This window comes from Micromonospora thermarum (assembly GCF_012034245.1).
In the GTDB taxonomy this organism is placed as follows: domain Bacteria; phylum Actinomycetota; class Actinomycetes; order Mycobacteriales; family Micromonosporaceae; genus Micromonospora; species Micromonospora thermarum.
Genome location: NZ_JAATEO010000023.1, coordinates 44,809 through 64,155 on the forward strand (window position 1 = coordinate 44,809; position 19,347 = coordinate 64,155).

General features: G+C 70.4%; 18 protein-coding genes and 1 pseudogene. 12 read left to right on the forward strand and 7 right to left on the reverse strand.

Translation table 11 applies throughout. The features are described from left to right. Window positions 1-93: 93 nt before the first annotated feature. Entirely contained in the window at window positions 94-573 is a 480-nt protein-coding gene (locus HCJ94_RS20540; RefSeq protein WP_168002657.1) for a winged helix-turn-helix transcriptional regulator, read from the reverse strand. Window positions 574-689: 116 nt separating this feature from the next. On the opposite strand from HCJ94_RS20540, the gene HCJ94_RS20545 reads away from it, so the two are divergent. From HCJ94_RS20545 to nhaA, 3 genes are all read left to right on the forward strand, one after another. Beyond that, window positions 690-1,400, forward strand: a complete 711-nt coding sequence (locus HCJ94_RS20545) for an SDR family oxidoreductase (protein WP_168002658.1) — start codon at window positions 690-692, stop codon at window positions 1,398-1,400. Window positions 1,401-1,476: 76 nt separating this feature from the next. After that, the gene (locus HCJ94_RS20550) at window positions 1,477-3,036 is read left to right on the forward strand and encodes an MFS transporter (RefSeq protein WP_205801614.1); all 1,560 of its coding nucleotides are present in this window, start codon (window positions 1,477-1,479) and stop codon (window positions 3,034-3,036) included. Window positions 3,037-3,149: 113 nt separating this feature from the next. Beyond that, window positions 3,150-5,084 carry a Na+/H+ antiporter NhaA gene (gene nhaA / locus HCJ94_RS20555; RefSeq protein WP_168002659.1) on the forward strand — a complete coding sequence of 645 codons (1,935 nt, stop codon included), beginning with the start codon at window positions 3,150-3,152 and terminating at the stop codon, window positions 5,082-5,084. 78 nt (window positions 5,085-5,162) lie between these two features. On the opposite strand, the gene HCJ94_RS20560 is transcribed toward nhaA, so the two are convergent. Then, window positions 5,163-5,723, reverse strand: coding sequence for an NADPH-dependent FMN reductase (locus HCJ94_RS20560; protein ID WP_168002660.1), 561 nt, complete (start codon window positions 5,721-5,723; stop codon window positions 5,163-5,165). A 103-nt stretch (window positions 5,724-5,826) separates the two neighbouring features. Here HCJ94_RS20560 and HCJ94_RS20565 point away from each other — a divergent pair, with 103 nt between their 5' ends. Next, complete coding sequence (locus HCJ94_RS20565; RefSeq protein ID WP_168002661.1) at window positions 5,827-6,297, forward strand: MarR family winged helix-turn-helix transcriptional regulator; 471 nt, start codon at window positions 5,827-5,829, stop codon at window positions 6,295-6,297. A 20-nt stretch (window positions 6,298-6,317) separates the two neighbouring features. On the opposite strand, the gene sthA is transcribed toward HCJ94_RS20565, so the two are convergent. Beyond that, the gene (sthA, locus tag HCJ94_RS20570; RefSeq protein ID WP_168002662.1) at window positions 6,318-7,742 is read right to left on the reverse strand and encodes a Si-specific NAD(P)(+) transhydrogenase; all 1,425 of its coding nucleotides are present in this window, start codon (window positions 7,740-7,742) and stop codon (window positions 6,318-6,320) included. A 144-nt stretch (window positions 7,743-7,886) separates the two neighbouring features. On the opposite strand from sthA, the gene HCJ94_RS20575 reads away from it, so the two are divergent. The 3 genes and pseudogenes from HCJ94_RS20575 to HCJ94_RS20585 form a co-directional block, all read left to right on the forward strand. After that, window positions 7,887-8,366, forward strand: a complete 480-nt coding sequence (locus tag HCJ94_RS20575; protein ID WP_168002663.1) for a DUF2975 domain-containing protein — start codon at window positions 7,887-7,889, stop codon at window positions 8,364-8,366. Continuing rightward, on the forward strand, window positions 8,366-8,572 hold the full coding sequence (locus tag HCJ94_RS20580) for a helix-turn-helix domain-containing protein (RefSeq protein ID WP_168002664.1): 207 nt from the start codon (window positions 8,366-8,368) through the stop codon (window positions 8,570-8,572). Before HCJ94_RS20575 ends, HCJ94_RS20580 begins: the two co-directional genes overlap by 1 nt. Continuing rightward, window positions 8,569-9,135, forward strand: a pseudogene (locus HCJ94_RS20585) (ATP-binding cassette domain-containing protein); the annotation flags it as partial. The gene HCJ94_RS20580 and the pseudogene HCJ94_RS20585, both read left to right, overlap by 4 nt. Window positions 9,136-9,367: 232 nt before the next feature. Here the strand turns inward: HCJ94_RS20585 and HCJ94_RS20590 are convergent. The 3 genes from HCJ94_RS20590 to HCJ94_RS20600 all read right to left on the reverse strand — a co-directional run bounded on the left by HCJ94_RS20590 (window position 9,368) and on the right by HCJ94_RS20600 (window position 11,428). Next, on the reverse strand, window positions 9,368-10,096 hold the full coding sequence (locus HCJ94_RS20590; RefSeq protein ID WP_168002665.1) for a hypothetical protein: 729 nt from the start codon (window positions 10,094-10,096) through the stop codon (window positions 9,368-9,370). Window positions 10,097-10,125: 29 nt separating this feature from the next. Then, complete coding sequence (locus HCJ94_RS31540) at window positions 10,126-10,707, reverse strand: DUF6114 domain-containing protein (RefSeq protein ID WP_240944371.1); 582 nt, start codon at window positions 10,705-10,707, stop codon at window positions 10,126-10,128. 73 nt (window positions 10,708-10,780) lie between these two features. Continuing rightward, a complete protein-coding gene (locus tag HCJ94_RS20600; protein WP_373684373.1) occupies window positions 10,781-11,428 on the reverse strand; it encodes a DUF6230 family protein in 648 nt (215 codons plus the stop codon). Window positions 11,429-11,577: 149 nt separating this feature from the next. On the opposite strand from HCJ94_RS20600, the gene HCJ94_RS20605 reads away from it, so the two are divergent. The 5 genes from HCJ94_RS20605 to HCJ94_RS20625 all read left to right on the forward strand — a co-directional run bounded on the left by HCJ94_RS20605 (window position 11,578) and on the right by HCJ94_RS20625 (window position 17,243). Further along, window positions 11,578-11,892 (forward strand): C39 family peptidase, encoded by a 315-nt coding sequence (locus HCJ94_RS20605; protein ID WP_168002667.1) that lies wholly within the window; start codon window positions 11,578-11,580, stop codon window positions 11,890-11,892. 422 nt (window positions 11,893-12,314) lie between these two features. After that, window positions 12,315-14,429, forward strand: a complete 2,115-nt coding sequence (locus HCJ94_RS20610) for a cache domain-containing protein (protein WP_309227357.1) — start codon at window positions 12,315-12,317, stop codon at window positions 14,427-14,429. 1 nt (window position 14,430) lies between these two features. After that, the gene (gene pgsB, locus HCJ94_RS20615; protein WP_168002669.1) at window positions 14,431-15,669 is read left to right on the forward strand and encodes a poly-gamma-glutamate synthase PgsB; all 1,239 of its coding nucleotides are present in this window, start codon (window positions 14,431-14,433) and stop codon (window positions 15,667-15,669) included. After that, window positions 15,669-16,154 (forward strand): poly-gamma-glutamate biosynthesis protein PgsC/CapC, encoded by a 486-nt coding sequence (locus HCJ94_RS20620; protein WP_168002670.1) that lies wholly within the window; start codon window positions 15,669-15,671, stop codon window positions 16,152-16,154. Before pgsB ends, HCJ94_RS20620 begins: the two co-directional genes overlap by 1 nt. Window positions 16,155-16,190: 36 nt before the next feature. Beyond that, the gene (locus HCJ94_RS20625) at window positions 16,191-17,243 is read left to right on the forward strand and encodes an NlpC/P60 family protein (protein ID WP_240944372.1); all 1,053 of its coding nucleotides are present in this window, start codon (window positions 16,191-16,193) and stop codon (window positions 17,241-17,243) included. A 108-nt stretch (window positions 17,244-17,351) separates the two neighbouring features. On the opposite strand, the gene HCJ94_RS20630 is transcribed toward HCJ94_RS20625, so the two are convergent. Continuing rightward, entirely contained in the window at window positions 17,352-19,211 is a 1,860-nt protein-coding gene (locus HCJ94_RS20630) for a gamma-glutamyltransferase family protein (RefSeq protein ID WP_168002671.1), read from the reverse strand. Window positions 19,212-19,347 lie beyond the last annotated feature (136 nt).

Consider the following 19,347-nt stretch of genomic DNA (forward strand, 5'->3'; position numbering starts at 1 on the left):
GGACGAGCAGTTGTGCTCCGCTGGTCCGCCCTCGACCGGCGCAGGACGCTGACGGTTCGCCGGTAGGCGCCACCCGTCGTCGCTGGTCGGTCGTCAGCTCTTTCTCATCAGGCCGGGGCCGGCGACGATCTCGATGTTCGCCGCGTCGACGTCGTGGCCCTGGGCGCACCGCAGTGCCACCTGTACGGGGTGACCGCAACCGCGATGGGTGGCGAGTACGGGCGGGCCGGCGTCGTCGGCGGCCCAGGTGTCGCCCCAGTGGCGCAGGGCGGTGAGGACGGGGAGCAGTTCGCGGCCCTTGCGGGTGAGCTGGTACTCGTGGCGGGTGCGCTGCCCGGGCTCCCGATAGGGGATCCGTTCGAGCAGGCCGGCGGCGACCAGGTCCTTGAGTCGGGCCGCCATGGCGGGCTCGCCGATGCCGACCCGACGGACGAAGTCGTCGAAGCGGCGCGTGCCGAGCAGGGCGTCGCGCATGATCAGCATTGCCGACCTGCTGCCGACGACATTCATCGCTCGGGCGATCGAGCAGTTCGCCGTCGACCAGGCGGCCAGGTCCTCCCGCAGATCAGTCATGCCGACCAGCGTACGGGCTGGCTTGCGTCAACGCTAGCCAGGTGGTTCACTGGGCGCTGCCTGACTTGCCTCCGCGAAAGCCAGAGGCGGGTTTTCCACCCACAGACAGGGACGACATGGACATCTCGGCCGCAACTGCCCTCGTCACCGGCGCCAACCGTGGCTTCGGGCGGGCCATCGCCAGCGAGCTCCTCACCCGCGGCGCTACCGTCTGGGCCGCCGCGCGTGACAGCGGGCAGATCGACCTTCCGGGCGCTCGCCCGCTCCAACTGGACATCACCGACCCCGCGTCGGTGGCGGCCGCCGCCGCCGAAGCCGGCGACGTCACCCTGCTGATCAACAACGCCGGCTCGGCCACCGGAGCGGACCTGCTCACCGGTGATCTGGAGCAGATCCGGCTGGACATGGAGACCCACTACTTCGGCACGCTCTCCGTCGTCCGGGCATTCGCCCCGGTCATCGAGGGCAACGGGGGCGGCACGATCCTCAACGTGCTCTCCGTGCTCTCCTGGCTGGCCCTGCCCGGCCGTGGGTCTTACAGCGGCGCGTACAGCGGGGCGAAGAGTGCCCAGTGGGGGCTGACCAACAGCCTGCGGCTCACCCTCGCCCCGGCGGGAATCCGGGTCGCCGGCCTGCACGTCGGCTACATGGACACCGACATGACCCGGGCGGTCACCGCCGCCAAGCACGCCCCGGCCGACATCGCCCGGTACGCGGTCGACCAGCTCGCGGCCGGCGCGTACGAGATCGTCGCCGACGACGTCAGCCGTGACGTGCGCGGCGGGCTCTCCGGCGGCGTGGCCGCGCTCTACCCGCAGCTGCCGTGACCTCCCCCGCCCACCCGTCGCCGCGTGGCGCCGGCCCGGCCGGCGCCACCGCCAACCGACCCCTCCAGGAGCCCTCGTGACCGACCAGCGAACCCTGGCCCCGACCGGGCCGGCTGTGACGCCGCAGGGGCGGCCGCCGCAGTCACCCACCCGCCGTTCCCAGGTGGTGACCCTCGTCGCGATGTGCCTGGGCGCGGCGATCACCTTCCTGCAGATCACCGCGACCGTCTCCGCGCTGACCACCATCCAGCGGGACCTGCGCGTCGAGCCGACCACCCTGATCTGGATCCCCAGCGCCTACACCCTGGCGGTGGCGAGCCTGGTCCTGTCCGCCGCGACGCTGGGCAACCGCTACGGACGCAAGCGGCTCTTCACCGCCGGCGTCGTCGCGATGATCCTCGGCGGCACCGTGACGGCGCAGGCCGGAACCCCGGCCTGGGTGATCGCCGGGCAGTTCGTGGCCGGCGTCGGCGGCGCGCTGATCCTGCCGAACAGCCTGGCCATCCTCGGTGTGACCTTCACCGACCCGCACCGGCGCACCGAGGTCATCACCGCCTGGTCGGCCGCCTCCGGCATCGGCCTGGCGGTGGGCCCGCTCATCGCCGGAGCGCTGCTGCGGCAGCACCACTGGCACACCGTCTACCTCTCGACCATCGTGCTGGGCGTCGTCACGCTCGTCGTCGCGGCGGTCGGGGTCGCCGAGTCCCGGCAGGGCACCGGCCGGCTGGACCTGCCCGGACTGCTGCTGGGCACGATCACCGTCGCCGCGTTCGTCTACGCCGTGATCCGGGGCGGACGCGACGGCTGGACCAGTCCACCGGTGGTCGCCGCGTGGCTCGGCTCCGCCGCCGCACTGGTCGGGTTCGTCCTGGTCGAGCTGCGCGCCGCCGCGCCGATGCTCGACGTACGACTGTTCCGGTCGCCGTCGTTCAGCGCGGTCATGGTCGTCGCCGCGGTGTCGCTGTTCGGCTTCACCGGCGTGGCGATCCTGCTCGTCCTGTTCCACGAACGCGCCCAGGGCCTCGACCCGCTGGACACCGGCTGGCGGATGTTGGTGCTGTTCGGCGTCTACGCGCTCGCCGCGTTCGGCGCCGGACGCACCATCCGCCGCACCGGCTTCAAGGCACCGCTCACCGCCGGTCTCCTCCTCGGCGGCCTGGCCAGCCTCGGCCTGGCCGCGCAGGGCCCGGCGACCACCTTCGACCACCGCTGGCCGCTGCTGGCGCTCTTCGGTGTCGCGAGCGGTCTGGTGGTGGCCCCCGCGACCGCCGCCGCGCTCGCCAGCGTCGCGCCCGCTCAGGCCGGCATGGCCTCCGGTGCGGTCAACGCGGCCCGCCAGGTGGGTTCGGTACTCGGCGCGTCCCTGCTGGGCACCCTGCTCACCACCCGGCTGCTCGCCGAGCTGCCGGAGCGGCTCGCCGCGCACCAGGTCGCGGAGCCGGCCCGCAGCGCGGTGCAGTCGTCGGTGGCGGCCGGCAGCGCCGGTAACGAGGTCCTGCCCGATCCGGTCCGAGTGGCGCTCGCGGAGGCGCTGACGGCGGGCGTGCAGGCGGGGTTGCGGGTCAACGCCGTCGTCTTCCTCGCCGCCGCCGTGGTCGCCCTCGTCCTGGTGCGCAACCGGCCGCACCAGCACTAGGGCCTGCGCCGACGTCCCGGCGCGCGCCGGGACGTCGGCACACCCCCGTTCGCCGGCAACGGTGGCTGCCGGAATCCGGGCCCGGCGGCGTGCCGGTGGGGGAGGATTTCTGCGTGACGGGCGAGGCTCCGCGCGGCAGATGGTCCGGCCGGACCGACTGGGTCGGCCGGCTCAACGCGCCGTTGCGCTCGTTCGTGCACACCGAGACCGGCAGCGCGCGGGTGGTGCTGGTCGCGGCGGTGGTCGCGCTCGCCTGGGCCAACGTCGACGTGTCGTCGTACGAGTCGGTGTGGGGCACGTCGTTCTCGGTGCAGTTGGGCGACTGGCGGGTGACGCACGATCTGCGTACCTGGGTCAACAGCGGCCTGATGACCTTCTTCTTCCTGGTGATCGGGTTGGAGGTGCGCAGAGACTTCGACCTCGGGGAGCTGCGGGAGCGGCGTCGGGTCACGTTGCCGCTGGTGGCCGGGATCGGCGGCATCCTGGTGCCGGTCGCGATCTATCTGGTGGTCAACGCCGGGGAAACCACTGCCGCGGGCTGGGGCGTCGTGATGGCGACCGACACCGCGCTCGCACTGGGCATGCTCGCCGTCCTCGGGCCGCGCTTCTCGGACCGGCTGCGGGGCTTCCTGCTGACGGTCTCCGTCGTCGACGACCTGATCGTGATCGCGGTGCTGGCAATCGCCTACCCGGAACATCCGTCGCCCACGGCGTTGCTCGTCGCGGCGGCCATCTTCGGCGTCGTCCTGATCGTCCGGGCGGCGGGCGTGCGGTGGGGACCGGTGTACGCGCTGCTGGGCCTGGCCGCCTGGCTCGCGGTCTCGGAATCCGGTGTCGACCCGGTGGTGGTGGGTCTGGTGATGGGTCTGCTCACCTACGCCTACGCTCCGGCTCGGGAGGAGCTGCAACGAGCGAGCGAGATGTTCCGCCTCTTCCGGGAACAGCCCACCCCGCAGCTCGCCCGTTCGGCCCGGACCGGGCTCGCCTCGGCGCTGTCGCCGAACGAGCGGTTGCAGCACATCTACCACCCGTGGGCGAGCTACCTGGTCGTGCCGCTGTTCGCGCTGGCGAACGTCGGGATCGTGGTCGACGGCGAGCTGCTGACCCGCGCGGTCACCTCCCCGGTCGCGCTGGGTGTCGTCGTGGCGTACGTCGTCGGCAAGCCGGCCGGGATCGTCGCCACCTCGTACCTGGTGGCCCGGTTCAGCCGCAACCGCTTCCGGCCGCCCGTCGGCTGGGCCGCGGTCATCGGTGTGGGCACGGTCTCCGGCATCGGGTTCACCATCGCCCTGCTGATCGCCACCCACGCGCTGGACGGCCCCGAGCTCGAGGAGGCGAAGCTCGGCATCCTCGTCGCGACGATCGGTGCGTCCGGCCTCACCTGGCTGGTGTTCCGCCTCGCCGCCCGGCTCTCTCCGGCGCGGCGTGCCCGCGCGCTGCTGGGCGCTGCCGAGGGGCTCGTCGACCTGATGACACCGGTCGACTCGGAACGCGACCACGTGCGGGGGCCGGGCGAGGCGCCGGTGACCGTCGTGGAGTACGGCGACTTCGAGTGCCCGTACTGCGGGCAGGCCGAGCCGGTGGTCCGGGAACTGCTGGCCGACTTCCGCAACGTCCGGTACGTCTGGCGGCACCTGCCCCTCACCGACGTTCACCCGCATGCCCAACTCGCCGCCGAGGCCGCCGAGGCGGCGGGGGAGCAGGGCATGTTCTGGGAGATGCACGACCTGCTCCTGGCGCACCAGGACGCGCTCGATCCCGCCGACATGCTCCGGTACGCCGAACAGCTCGGCCTGGACACCGACCGGTTCCGGGAACACCTCGCCGAGCGGAGAGGCATGGACCGGATCGCCGAGGACATCGACTCCGCGGACCTCAGCAGCGTCTCCGGAACGCCGACCTTCTTCATCAACGGCCGCCGGCACCACGGCGCGTACGACATCGAGGCGCTCTCGGCAGCGGTGAAGTCCGCGTTCGCCAGGGCGAAGCTCCGCCCCGAGTACCACCGGCACCGCGACCACCGGCACGAGGAGACACCGGAGGCCTAGACACACCGGGCGCGGGCTCGACACGAGCCCGCGCCCTGGGCGGTCAGCGGACGGTGGCGCCGCCGCACGGCGGTGTGATCACTTGCCGCGCAGGGGTGCGAGGGCCCGACTCCAGGCCACGACCTGGTCGAGGGTGGCGTTCAGCGCGTCCCGCTGGTGATCGTTCGGCGTGAAGACGCTGAAGTTCTCGAAGTCGGTGAAGAGGGACAGCGCGACCTGGGACCGGACGTCGGCCATCTGCAGCTCGCCGGCGATCAGCCGCAGGTGCTCCACCGCGCGGGCGCCGCCGACGGAGCCGTAGCTGACGAAGCCGACCGCCTTGTTGTTCCACTCGTTGTAGAGGAAGTCGATGGCGTTCTTCAGCGCGCCCGAGGTCGAGTGGTTGTACTCCGGCGTCACCATCACGAACCCGTCGAACGACGCGATCTTGTTGGCCCACTCCAGCGTGTGCGGCTGCTGGTACTGGCCCATCGACGGCGGGTAGATCTCGTCCAAGTGCGGCAGCTTGTAGTCGAGAAGGTCGACGAGCTCGAACTCGACGTCCGAGCGCTCCCGGGCGATGTCGTAGACCCACTGGGCCACGGCTGCGCCGTTCCGTCCCGGTCGGGTGCTGCCGATGATGATTCCGATCCTGGTCATACCGGTTCCTCCCCTGATGGCAGGACACCCGGAGGGGCATCCTTGCTTGACGAAGCAACTATACGGGCGGCGGTTCCTTCGTCAAGCAAGTAACGTGGGGGGCATGTCCACCGTCACACCCGAACCGACACCGGGAGGGCTGCGCCCGCTCAATCCGGACGAAGAGGCCGTCGCCCGGTGCCTCAATCGCATGATCTACGCCCTGCCCCGCGCCATCGACGCCGACATGGTGCGCGAGCAGGGGCTTCCCCTCGTCGAGTACCTGGCCCTGATGAACCTCTCCGAGGCGCCCGGCCGGCAGCTGCGGATGAACGAGCTCGCCACCGCCTGCGAGATGTCCCTCAGCGGCATGAGCCGCGTCGTGCAGAAGCTGGAACGGCAGGGGTTCATCCAGCGGGTCCGGTGTGAAGAGGATGCGCGCGGCTGGAACGCGCTACTCACCGACGCCGGCCTCGCCCGCCTGCGGCAGGCGTGGCCCGCTCACCTGGCCGCGGTGCGCCGGCACTTCTTCGACCACCTCGTCGGCCTGGACATGAAGAAGCTCGCCGCGGCCATGCAGCAGATCGCGACCTGAGGTGTCGGTCCCAGGCCCGCTCAGGATGGGCCGGGGGACCGTCGCCCGTCGATGCGGGTGATGTTACGGATCTTGTTGGACGCGTCCAGGGCGGCGACCTTGTAGGCCTCGGCCAGCGTCGGGTAGTTGAACACCGCGTCGACCAGGTAGTCGACCGTGCCGCCGCAGCCCATCACCGCCTGTCCCACGTGGACGATCTCGGTGGCGCCGGTCCCGAAGACGTGTACGCCGAGCAGCCGGCCGTCGTCCGGCGAGACGAGCAGCTTCAGCATGCCGTACGAGTCGCCCACGATCTGACCGCGGGCCAGCTCGCGGTACCTCGCGATGCCGACCTCGAACGGCGTCGAGCTGTCGGTCAACTCCTCCTCGGTCTTCCCGACGAAGCTGATCTCCGGGATCGTGTAGATGCCGATCGGCTGCAACTCGTGCATCGCGCGGACCGGCTCGCCGCAGGCGTGCTGCGCCGCCAGCCGGCCCTGCTCCATCGACGTGGACGCCAACGCCGGGAAGCCGATCACGTCACCGACCGCGTAGATGTTCTCGACCGCGGTGCGGTAGTTCGCGTCGACCTGGATCCGGCCGCGCCGGTCCGCCTCCAGCCCGGCCGCGTCGAGCGCCAGGTCGTCGGTCTGGCCCTGGCGGCCGGCCGAGTACATGACCGTGTCCGCGACGATCTTCTTGCCGCTCTTCAGGACGCACAACGCCGCGGTCTGGTGCTTCTCGACCGCGGCGACCTCCTCGCCGAACCGGAACGTGACGGACAGGTCGCGCAGGTGGTATTTGAGCGACTCGACGACCTCCTCGTCGCAGAAGTCGAGCATCCGGTCCCGGCGTTCCACCACGGTCACCTTGGTGCCGAGGGCGGCGAACATGGACGCGTACTCCATGCCGATCACGCCGGCGCCGACCACCACCATGCTGCGGGGCACGGCGTGGAGATTGAGGACGCCGTCCGAGTCGACGATAGTCCGGTCGTCGAAGTCGACACTGTCCGGGCGGGCCGGGCGCGTACCCGCGGCGATGACGACCTTGTCGAAGGTGACCCTGACCTCCCGGCCGGAGCCACCGTCGACCCAGACCGCGTGCGGGTCGGCGAACCGTCCGGTGCCGGTGATCATCGCGACGCGGTTGCGGCCCAACTGGTTGCGGATGACGTCCGTCTGTCGGCTGATCACGTGCTGGGTCCGGGCGGCCAGGTCGCTGACCGTGATCTCCTCCTTGACCCGGTAGCTGCTGCCGTAGAGGTCCCGCTGGCTCAGGCCGGTCAGGTAGAGGACGGCCTCGCGCAGCGTCTTGGAGGGGACCGTGCCGGTGTTGATGCACACCCCGCCGATCATGTCGCGCCGGTCCACGATGGCGACCCGCCTGCCGAGCTTGGCGGCGGCGATCGCGGCCTTCTGCCCGCTGGGTCCGGAGCCCAGCACCAGCATGTCGTAGTCATACACAACCGTCAGCGTGGCAAGGTGTCGCCGCCCGCGCCAGGCGTGCTCGGCGAGCGGTGGGCCGGCCACGCCGGTACCGGCGCCGTCCCCCTGCGGAGAATCCCGCAATCGATTGACAATCGATAGTTAGTAAGCGATAGTCGATACATGATCGCAGAGCATCGGGCGGTAGCACCGCTCAGAGTCTTCCTCGTGCTGTTGTTCGGGATCCTGGTCCTGTTCCAGACCATGTCGTTGCCCGGACAGTTCGCGCACATGGCCGAGGAGTCCCCGGGCTTCGCCTACCTGAGGTGGCCCGCGACCGCGGTGTCGGTGTTCTGGGTGCTGTGCGTCCAGGTGGTGATCGTGTGCACCTGGAAGCTGCTCACCCTGGTCAAGAACGACCGCATCTTCACCGAGGCCTCGCTGAGGTGGGTGGATGCGATCGTGTGGGCCGTCGCCGCCGCGTGGGTGGTGCTCCTGGGTGTCTTCCTGTACGTCGGCTTCAACGCGAACGACCCCGGACTGCCGCTGCTGCTGTTCCTGCTGTTGACCGGCGTCACCGTGCTGGGGCTGCTGATGGTGGTGATGCGCGCGCTGTTGCGGCAGGCCACGACGCTGCGCACCGACATGGAAGCGGTGATCTGATGCCCATCGTCGTGCGCATCGACGTCGAGCTGGCCAAACGGAAGATGAGCGTGGGGGAGTTCGCCGAGCGGGTGGGGCTCACGCCGGCGAACGTGGCCGTCCTGAAGAACGGCCGTGCCAAGGCCGTCCGCTTCAGCACCCTGGAAGCCATGTGCCGGGTGCTCAACTGTCAACCCGGTGACCTGCTCGAGTGGGTGGACGAGTGATCGAGGTCCGCGGGCTCACCAAGCGCTACGGCGACGTCCTGGCCGTCGACGACCTCAGCTTCGACGTCGAGCCGGGGAAGGTCACCGGTTTCCTCGGGCCGAACGGGGCGGGCAAGTCGACGACGATGCGGATGATGCTCGGCCTCGACCGGCCCACCCCCGGGACGGTCCTCGTGAACGGCCGGGCCTTCGCGACGCTCACCGAACCGCTACGCGAGGTCGGCGCGCTCCTCGATGCCGGCGCCGTGCACCCCGGCCGTACCGGACGCAATCACCTCCGGGTGGCCGCCCGGACCAACGGCATCCCGGAGCGACGGGTCGACGAGGTGATCGACCAGGTCGGGCTCGGCAGTGCGGCCCGCCGCCAGATCAAGAGCTACTCGCTGGGGATGCGCCAGCGGCTGGGGATCGCGGCGGCGCTCCTCGCCGATCCCCGCGTGCTGTTGTTCGTCGAGCCGATGAACGGGCTGGACCTGGACGGCATCCGCTGGATCCGCGGGCTCGCGGTCGGGCTCGGCTTCCTGATGCGCAACACCGCCGGTGCCCTGGTCACGGTGTTCCTCCTGATGCTGGTGCTGCCGTTGCTGCTACCGCAGTTCGGCTACGACTGGATGTCCGCGCTGGCCGACGTCCTGCCCGGGACCGGCGCGGCGTTCCTCCTGCTGGGGAGGTGCCAGGGATGACGACGACGTCGTCGGTGGTGGTCCTGCTCGGCTGGGCCGCCGGCGTTCTCCTTCTCGGCTGGTTGCGGCTGTCGCGCGACGACGCGAACCGGTAGCCGGCGGCGACGCACCCTCAATTGCGGGCGAGGGTGAGTGCGAGCCTCGGGTTGGTGGTCAGTGTGTCGGCGCGAAGGTAGACCAGCTCGATAGCTGGTTCGGTGAACGTGACCGGGCCCGGTGCGGAGTCGGGGATCCCGACCGGGAGAGGCAGGTCGGGACCGAGCGTGATCGTGGTACCGGACAGTCGGCCGACGAAGCGGGTGGCGTAGACGGCGACGTTGCCGCGCAACGCCATCTGGTCGGCGGTGAAACGCATGGTGTGGCCCGGCGGGCCGGGCGAGCGCAGGAGTACGTCGTCCACGACGGCGTCGTCCATGCTGACCTTCAACGCCGTGCGGGAGCCGTCGGCGGTCGGAAGCTGGACGACCCCTTCGATCCGGAGGCGGGTCATGGTCACCCTGGAACCAGTGAGTGTCGAGGCGGTCGCTGCCACCGGGGGCTGGTCGGGATCGGCGGCGATCGAGGGCGGCCGGCGGTTGCGCTGACCGTCACCGGGCCTGCGGGGAGGCGTGCTGGCGCAGCCGCTTCCGGGAGGCGCGGGCAGCGGGCTGGGGCCGACCCACGTCTGCTCGGCCAGCATCGGGGTGGCCGGGGCGCAGGCGGTGGCGGGGCCGGGAGCAGTCAGTAGACCGGCGGAGCCGAGCAGTCCGAACAGGGCGGCGAGGAGCCGCTGTCGATGCAGGCCGGGCAGCCGCATCGCCTCCCGCCGCGCAGCACGTGGGACAGTGTCGGACCTGGTCACCGGCGGTCCGGCCCCGCCCCCGCCGCACATCAGTTCGTCGACCAGGGCTGCCTGCTCGCCGAGGGCGCCTCGTGGGAGATGTCGGTGGCAGGTTGATCAGGTGTACTCGCGGACGGCGTGGCTTGCGCCGGGTGGTCGTCCGCGGAGTTCTCGGGCCCGGCGGCCGTGTCCTCCGTCGCCGACTCGGCGCCGGCCGCCTCGTTCCGGGGAGTGACCGGTCGCCCCGGCACCCACCCGCCGGCCAGGGCACTGCCGAGCAGACCGGTCACGGTGCCGATCAGGAAGCCGCCCAGATTCACCCCGATCAGCGCGAAGAGCGCGGTGACGGCGGCGACCACGGCGTAGAACACGCGGTGCTGGGGGGTGAACCACATCAGCAGGCCCGCGGTCACCAGGATGGCGGGTACCAACCAGGAGAGGAAGCCGGTCGGTCCCAGCTGGAAGGTCAGGCCGGACAGTGACATCTGGGTGGTGCCGAAGATCGCCAGCCCGGCGAGCGCGGTGAGCAGTCCGCCCCAGAACGGGCGCGTCCACCGCCACCGGCGGAAGCTGCCCCACCCCGCGCGGAGTGAATTCGGGCGGGCGTCGTGTCGCGGTTCGGCCCTTCTCATACCGTGGCTCCTGCCGGGTGAGTCCGGGCCGGGGATGGGCGTGCGACTCCGGCCCCCGGCGGCGGTGGTCGAGTCAGAAGCATTCCTTGGCGGCGGCGCCGACGTTGACCTTCAGCCTGAGACCGGTCAGGTTGAACCGGCCGGCCTGGGTGGATCGGGCCACCTGGCGGAGGTTCGTGATCGTCACGGCGTCGGCCTGCTGGCCGAACGCACCCGGGGCGCCCCTGGCTCCCTCCGGTCCGCGGTCGAGGGTCGACGCGTCCTGTCCGGTGTTGATGTTCGTGAACTCGGTGTCGCCTTCCAGCGAGACCAGGTCGATCAACAGATCCTCTGCGGTGGCGGGCCTGCCGCCCCCACCCGCGGTGATGGTGAGCACGACCGGCGCGCCCGGCACCTTGACCGACTGGCAGAGGTCGAAGAGTTGGGCCCTGCGGATGCCGGTGACGGCGACCGGATGCCTCGTCCCGTCGATCTCCTCGGCGACCCCGGGATACTGGACGAATCCCTCGCCTCGCAACTGCGAGGCGGAGACCTTGAAAGTCTGCCCGGAGACGGCGAACGAGGCGGCGAGGGCGCCGTTGGCCATGCCGACGATGATCGCGCCGGCGAGGGCGATCGCAGGCAGCAGCAGGGCGGCGAAGCGCGACCAGCGGACATGACCCCGGTTGGCGGACTCTTCCTGCACGGTTCCCCCTCCGCCTCCGGCCGCTCGGGCGACCAATGGACGCGATAGTCCCGCGTCCGGCCGCGCCGCCGGTTACCGGCGAATGACGTGCGCTCGTGACGGCGCACGGGTCGGGCGCAGGTGATGAAACCCTGGCTGCCTCACGCTAACACGGGCGGAAACCGTGAGTGACTGCCATGTCACGGATGGTTGCGGTGATGTGGGCCCGGACGGAGAGCGGCAGCGCGACCGCCAATCCCCAGCAGACCGACAAGCTTCGGACCGACGTCGTCGAGGCGATCGACACCCAGCGCGGCGTCGTAGCGAACACCCTGGGCACGGCGGTCGACACCGAGGGTGAACGGCACTCGTTCCCGGGTGGGCACTACGTGAGCATCGTCGGGTACCGGGACGGTGGACAGACCCTGAAGATCGCCGACCCGTACGACCCGGAGAAGCACTACTGGATGCACGGCGAGAAGGTGGCCGACTGGATCGCACAGCGCGGCTACTCCAGCTGACGCTGACCGACGACAGGCCGCTGGCTGGCTCCGGAGACGGGGCCGGCCAGCGGTATCTCCGGCCCGGGGCGACCGAGCCCCGGTCCGAGCAGCCGGCGGGTGGACGCCCGCGAGAACCGCTGCGCCGGATTCATCCGGGCGGGGTGAAGTCGGATCACCCAGCCGCGTTCCAAGATCGAGATAACCGTGCACACTCCCATGCGCTCGGAAGGGATTGGGTGGCCATGACGCGAGAAGGCCGAGGGGACCATGCTGCCCCCAACCGTCCCAGCGACCGGAAGGGGTTCCAGGGACGCGCTCCGGTGGGAGCGCGGGAACCGGGCGCGGTACGCCAGGACCATGTCGTCGAATGGCGGCGACGCGCACTGACGCAACAGCTGCCGGCCGCCGGTTTTCCGGCCGGGTCCGGTGTGCCGTCGCTCGTGTATCTGTGGGCGAGCATGTTCCTGGCGGCTGCCATCATCCTCGGATTCGCGATCAACCACGAGCGGGGCGTCCCGCCGGCGATCGTCGACTCGCAGCGGGACAACGTGTCGAAGGTCGCCACGAGTACACGCATGACCATTCAGCACTCGGTGGAGGACCTCGACCAGCGGGTCGCCGGGCGGGCACCCGGGACGCCGGACGCCGAACTGCTCAAACAGGTCGTCGGCGACGGGGCGACCTGGAACGGTGCGGTGATCATGGAGAACGCCACCCGCCGCCCGCTGGCGAAGCAGGGCCCCGAGCTGCCCATGGAGCTGCTGCCGCCGACGCTGCCCACGAACGTCTTCCCGATCAGCACACCGGAGGGGCCGGTACTGGTCCGCAGCATCGCCCTGGACGGCACGCGGACGCTGCTGGCGATCCAACAGTTGACCGTGGACGAGCTGCGGCTCAATCCGGAAGCGCGACAGGGAGTCTTCGCCCTCACCCCGGACGGCAAGAGCACGCTCGTGCAGGGAGTCAGCGCGGTCGACGCCGCCCACCATCCGACGGTCTTCCAGGGGCTGGCCGGCTCCGACTCCAGCGAGGGCCACCCGATCCGGGTGACCGAGTGGACGGGCCGGCAGCTGGTGGTGTCCTCGGCGCCGGTGGGCAACACCGGGGTGACCCTGGCGACCCTGATCGTCGCCGACGAGACGGGCGGCACGTCCGCCACCCGGGGCATCCTCATCGGCCTGACGCTGCTGGCGGCGGCCGTGCCCAGCTTCCTGCTGATGCGGACCTCGCTGGTCCGCCCCGTGCGATCGCTGCTCAAGCAGGCCAAGGCGAACGCCTGTGGGGAGCCCTGCACCAAGCGCCGCCCGCTGCGGGTCGCGGAGGCACACCGCATCGCCCGGGCATTGGCCTCGACCTCCGCGGACCCCTCGACTCCCATCGCCGCCCGGAGGTGGTGGCGGTGGCGGTGGCGCCCGACCGTCACCCAGGGCCTGGCCCTCGCCACCGTGCTGGCGCTGCTCTGGCCGGCGGCGGCCGTGGCCGCCACGCTCCGCGCGCCCGAGCCGTCGATCCCGGATCAGCTCGTCCGGGACGAGGAGAGCCGGGCCGAGGCGGCGAGCAACCTGATGGGCAAGGCGCTGAACAACGGCCTGCAGACGGTGCTACGCGTCTCTCAGGCTGCCGAGGCGGGCGACCCCGCCCAGATGACTCCTCTGCTCAAGCAGGAACTGGCCGACAAGCAGCGGTTCCGGAGCCTGTACCTGGTCGACCCCAACGGCACGGTGGTGAGCTCGGTCGGACGCGAGCCGCTCCGGAACGAGCCGCTGCGGGGCGAGGCGGGCATCGACCTGGACAACGACACCTCCCGCGTCCCGGTGGTGTACGCCTTCCGGGTGGGCGCCAACGGCGTCGCCGCCGTCGGCGAGTACAGCATCGACTACCTGCTCGACATGCTCCGCGCGGTGGACGGGCAGGCCCGGATCGTCGACGAGAACCTGCGGACGATCTTCGACTCGGAGGGCTTCCGCGCCTTCGAGGAACTGCGGGGGAGTGCCCGTGGAGCCGCGGCCGAGGCTCTCAAGGGTGGCACGGTCGGACGGGCGACGGCGCCGGACGGCAGGCCGACCCTGATCGCGGCCGCCGGTCTCAGCAAGCCGCACACCGTCACCCCCCTGAAGTGGTCCCTGGTGGTGGAGCAGGACCTCAACGGACTCCGCCTGCCGGCGAGCGACGGTCGACGGTGGACGGTGCTCGTCGCCAGCCTGACGGCGGGTGCGGTGCTGCTCACCGCGGTGTGGCAGTACTACGTCTTCGCGCGGCCGCTGCGGCGGCTGGCCGGGGAGGCGGACAAGATCAGCAGCGGCGCGGTCGACGTGCCGATTCCGCCCCAGCGGCACGACGACGTCGGTGCCCTGGCGATGTGCCTGGAGGTCTGCCGTCAGGCCCGCCACGCGGGGTCCAGCCGACTCGGTGGCGCGAGTCGACTGCGCGGCAGCGAGGAGAACCCGACCGCCGTGCTGCCCGCGGCAACCGGCGGAGCCGCCACCGATCAGGCCGCGGCGAAGCGCGGCGGCCGGATCTACCGCTCCGGCGCCGACCGAGAGGAAAGGGGTTGACGTGGGATACCTCTACATCGTCTACGTCCTCTGCTGCGCCGCTCTGCTGGTCGCCGGCGTGCGTGAACAGCGCAACCACTTTCGCAACCTGCGCAAGATCCCGGACCGGGTGCTCGTCAACGGCATCCGGGGGAAGAGCTCCATCACGCGGCTCTGCGCCGGGGCGCTGCGGGGAGGTGGTCGAGTGGTGGTCGCCAAGACCACCGGCACGGCGGCCCGGTTCATCTTCCCCGACGCCAGCGAGGAGCCGGTCTACCGCAAGTTCGGCATCCCGAACGTGGTGGAACAGATCGGCATCGTGCGGCGAGGTGCGACGTACCACCCGGACGCGCTGGTCATCGAGTGCATGGCCGTGATGCCGGCACTGCAGGAGTGCAACCAGAGCAAGCTGATCCAGTCGAACATCGGGGTGCTCTGCAACGTACGCGAGGACCACCTCGCCGAGATGGGTCCCACCCTGGACGACGTCGCCCGCTCCCTGAGCCGGTCGATGCCCGAGGGCGGCGTCTGCATCACCGCGGAGCGGGACCGGCTGGCGATTCTGCGGGAAGAGGCGGAACGGCGTAACTGCCGGCTCATCCCGGTCGACCCGGATTCGGTCACCGACAAGGAGATGGACGGCTTCGGCTGGATCACGTTCAAGGAGAACGTGGCCATCGCGCTCGCGGTGGCCGAGCAGTTGGGTGTCGACCGGCACAGCGCGCTCAAGGGCATGTGGGAGGCGCCGCCCGACCCTGGTGCGTTGTCGGTGGCGCGAGTGCTGCAGGGCGACAAGCGGCTCCGGTTCGCCAACATCTTCGCCGCGAACGACCCGGAGTCCACGCTGATGAACATCAAGCAGCTGGAGGAGCAGCGCCTGATCACCCGTCCGCTGACCATGGTGATCAACTGTCGGCCGGACCGGATCGAGCGGAACGGCCAGATGGGCGAGCTGACCGCACGGGTGCAACCGGAGAGTCTCGTCCTGATCGGCGAGCCGACCAAGAGCGCACGGTCGACCGTGCCGGCGGATCTTCAGGACCGGGTCGTCGACCTGGGGGGCAAGCTTCCCTCCGAACAACTACTGGAAGGCGTGACGGCGGCGGCACCCGACGACTCGTCGATCGTCGCGGTCGGGAACATCCACGGGCAGGGCGAGGTGCTGCTCCACGAGCTGGCGACACTGCCCAGTTGGACCTGCGAGGACGGGTCCGAGGGCGGCTCGATGCTCCGTACGCCGACCGGAGAAAGGATCCGATGATGAATTTCGGCGGGGAACTCAGCGCACAGCTGGCCACGGCGAGCCTCGGCATCGGGCTGGTGTTCGCGCTGCTGTGCTATCTGACCACCAACCTCTCACCCGGCGGGATGATCACACCCGGGTGGATCGCGCTGACGTTGATCGAGGACCAGCTCCAGGCGCTGATCATCGCGGGGATGACCGTGTTGACGTACGTGCTCACCCGGCTGATGCAACGGGTGGTCATCCTCTACGGCAAGCGGCTGTTCGCCGCGATCGTGCTGCTCAGCGTGCTGCTGCAGCTGACCCTCTTCGTGATCGTCCAGCGAGACCTTCCGCTGCTGTTCGCCCACCAGACCCTGGGCTTCGTCATCCCCGGTCTGATCGCGTACCAGCTGGTGCGTCAGCCGCCGAAGGCCACGATCCTGGCGACCGTCGTCGTCACCGGGATCACCTTCGGAGTCGCGTACAGCGGCGTCGTCGCCGGTTTCGTGCCGGTCACCTGACCGGCCGGGACCGAGTCGCGAAAGGAGATCACGGGCATGATCAACGGGACGTACCTTCGCAGGCCGACCGTCCTGCTGACCATGGTGGGGTTCGCCATGCTGATCGTGGCGAGCACCGTCGCCTACGTCGTGCTCCGGCCGTCCGCCGGGGACCAGCCGGAGTTGACCCTGGGCGGGGCGCAGGCGGCCGACGACACGGCACTCGGCGCGTCGGGCTACACCTACCAGCGCTCGACCTCGCCGGATCGTACGGAGATCATCGACTCCTCCGGCGAACCGGTCGCGATCATGACCGACGGCGCCCGGACGGTGCAGATGTACGGGCCGTCGCGGACCTTCGAGGAGTCCGGGAACACGCCATCCAAGGTCGAGTCGAAGGTCTGGGTGCGGTTGGCGCCGCGGCCCTACTACGCCGGCGCGGAGAAGGAGCAGTGGTTCAGCGACTGGCTCTCGGCCGCCCGCCACGACCGCTCTCCGGACGTGTTGGCGATCTCGATGGAATACATCGAAGGCGCCCCGGTCAAGAAGGACAATCAGGGACAGCAGTACTCGGGTGACGCCTCGTTCGGGCCGCTGGACCCGCTGGACCCGGATGGTCGGGCGGAGAAGTCCGACTTCTACGACTACCTGGGGATGGCCTGGACGTTCCTGGACGGAAAGGCCGGGGTGCCGGAGCCGGAGCGCCTGCTCGCGCTCGACTGCTCGGGATACCTGCGGATGGTCTACGGGCACCGGCTCGGCTATCCGCTGCGCGGCACGAACACGCCGGGTGATGGTCTGCCGCGGCGCGCGTACGCGATGGCGGAGATCGGCCCCGGGGTGCAACTGATGCCCAACTCCGGGCACCGGGCCCGCGGCCTCGACCGCCTGCTCCCCGGCGACCTGCTGTTCTTCAACGCGGGGCCGGTCGTCGACGGCCACATCGAGCACTCGGGCATCTATCTCGGCATCGACGACAGCGGCCACCACCGGTTCATCTCCAGCCGGGCGGTGGCGGACGGGCCGACCATGGGCGACACCGGTGGCGAGTCGATCCTGGACGGCGCCGGCTACTGGGCGGAGCGCTGGCGCACCGCCCGCCGGATCTGACCGGCGCCCGTCGTCCCCATCCGCGACGGACGGTGCGGGACGTCAGGCACGCACGGAAACGTCGGCTGGGCTCACTGCCCAGCCGACGTTCCGGCTGCGGTGGGACGCTCAGCGCCCCGCGGCGGCGCCGTCCCGGCGGGTGTCCGCCGCGCCGCGCATCCGGTCCCCACGGACCTCGATCGCGGTGAGGCCGCTGTCCAGGGCGATGACCCGCGGACACGGGTGTTCCCGGGCCACCAGGTCGGCCACCTGGGTGGCGATCCGCCGGCCGGCCTCGACCTCGGAGGGTGCGTCCCGCTCCCCGTCGCACCGGCGGGTGATGTCCTGGCCGCTGTAGTGGCCCTGGTCGAGGGACTGGGCCGGGCTCATGCCGTCGACGACGATCCCCACCAGTGCCTGGACGACGTAGTCCGGGATGTGGGAGCCGCCGGCAGCGCCGATCACGAGCCGCAGTTCCCGCGCTTGGGTGTCGAGCACCAGGGTCGGCGCCATCGAGGCCGTGGGCCGCTTCTTCGGTTGCATGACGTTCACCGGCTTGCCCGGGGAGACCGAGTTCGTGTCGGTGAAGTTGTTCATCGCGTTGTTGAGGATGATCCCCCGCGCTTCCAGGTGCGACCCGAAGTGGCTGTTGTTGGTGGTGGTCATGGACACCGCGTTCTTCTCGGCGTCGACGATGCTCACGTTGCTGGTCGGATCGCCGACGTCGACGGTGGCGGGCTCGTCGGAGATCGAGGGCCCGGGCGGGGGAACACCTTGCGGGTCACCCGGCTCGACCGGGTGGATCGCCCGATCAGGCTTGTAGAGCGAGAAGCGCTGGTCGAGGTAGGGGCCCTGGAGCAACCCCTCGACCGGCACACCGTGAAAATCCGGGTCGCCGATGTAGGCGCGGCGGTCGAGGTTCGCCAGGCGGCTGGCTTCGATCGAGAGGTGGGTACGGTCGGTCGAGTTCGGTCTCGTCCTCCCGACCTGGCCACGTTCGAGTATCCCGAGCATCTCCAGGACCGCCACACCGCCGAAGGCCGGCGGCGGCGAGGTGCAGATGTTGACGCTGAACATCCTCCGGCACACCTCGGTGCGTTCGATGGCGCTGTAGTCGGCGAAGTCCTGCGGGGTCATCAGACTCGGGATCACCACCGGGCCGGCGGTGTTGCCCTTCAGCTTGATCGGACCCTTCGCCGCGTGCTGGGTGATCGCCGGGGCGATCGTCCCGTTCGGGTCGTAGAAGGCGTCCGCGCCGCCGTCCCGGACCTCCCGCAACACCTGGGCGATGTCCGGGTTGCGAATCGTCGTCCCTACCGGTTTCGGCTCGTCACCGTTGCAGTACCGGGGGCGCAGATCCGGATAGTTGCAGCGTTTCCGTCCGTTGAAGCGCTCCTCGAAACCCTCGTGCAGATTCGCGGACATCGGAAAGCCGTCGGCGGCGAGCCGGATCGCGTCCTCGAACAGTTCGTCCCAGGGAAGCTCGCCGTACAGTTCGTGCACATCCGCGAGCACCCGCAGTGTCCCCGGTACGCCGAAGGACCGTCCGGTGGCCGAGGCGGCGTTCGGGAAGCGCTCCGTGTTGAGGTCCTTCTTCTCCTGCTCGGTGGGCGTCCGGAGGTTCTCGGTGACGTTCTGCGGAGCCCTGGCCATGCCGTCGAAGAAGCGGACGTCGTTCGAATCGGCATTCCAGTAGTTGATGAGGGTGCCGCCGGCGAGGCCGGAGGCGTGCGGTTCCACGACCGCGAGAACAGCTTGCACCGCTACCGCCGCGTCCGCCGCCCGGCCGCCCCTGGCGAGGATCTTGCAGCCGGCCTCCGTGGCGAGTGGGTGGGCGGACGCGACCATGAAGCTCGTACCGTGCGCGTCCTCCTCCCGGCCGGTCCGGGGATTGATGCAGACATCGTCGTTCTCGGCGGGCGCCACGGCTGCCGAGCAGAGCGTCAGCACCAGTGCGCCGAACACGTAGCGCAGCTTGCGAACGGACATGCGACCAGACCCTTCCGGATGCCCTGCAAACGGAGTATTCGAATCGCCTGTGCGGTAGCGGCCGTCCCGCTGACGGCGGAACGGCGTCGACATCGGCATCATGGTCGCCGATTGAGTGCCCGCGCAGGGCATCGGA

Bases quoted from the DNA above. Each gene is read 5' to 3' on its own strand.
- HCJ94_RS31540 (WP_240944371.1), bottom strand. From the start codon at position 10,707: ATGAGAAGGGCCGAACCGCGACACGACGCCCGCCCGAATTCACTCCGC.
- HCJ94_RS20575 (WP_168002663.1), top strand. From the start codon at position 7,887: ATGATCGCAGAGCATCGGGCGGTAGCACCGCTCAGAGTCTTCCTCGTG.
- HCJ94_RS20580 (WP_168002664.1), top strand. From the start codon at position 8,366: ATGCCCATCGTCGTGCGCATCGACGTCGAGCTGGCCAAACGGAAGATG.
- HCJ94_RS20545 (WP_168002658.1), top strand. From the start codon at position 690: ATGGACATCTCGGCCGCAACTGCCCTCGTCACCGGCGCCAACCGTGGC.
- HCJ94_RS20630 (WP_168002671.1), bottom strand. From the start codon at position 19,211: ATGTCCGTTCGCAAGCTGCGCTACGTGTTCGGCGCACTGGTGCTGACG.
- HCJ94_RS20620 (WP_168002670.1), top strand. From the start codon at position 15,669: ATGAATTTCGGCGGGGAACTCAGCGCACAGCTGGCCACGGCGAGCCTC.
- HCJ94_RS20565 (WP_168002661.1), top strand. From the start codon at position 5,827: ATGTCCACCGTCACACCCGAACCGACACCGGGAGGGCTGCGCCCGCTC.
- HCJ94_RS20540 (WP_168002657.1), bottom strand. From the start codon at position 573: ATGACTGATCTGCGGGAGGACCTGGCCGCCTGGTCGACGGCGAACTGC.
- HCJ94_RS20560 (WP_168002660.1), bottom strand. From the start codon at position 5,723: ATGACCAGGATCGGAATCATCATCGGCAGCACCCGACCGGGACGGAAC.
- HCJ94_RS20625 (WP_240944372.1), top strand. From the start codon at position 16,191: ATGATCAACGGGACGTACCTTCGCAGGCCGACCGTCCTGCTGACCATG.
- HCJ94_RS20605 (WP_168002667.1), top strand. From the start codon at position 11,578: ATGGTTGCGGTGATGTGGGCCCGGACGGAGAGCGGCAGCGCGACCGCC.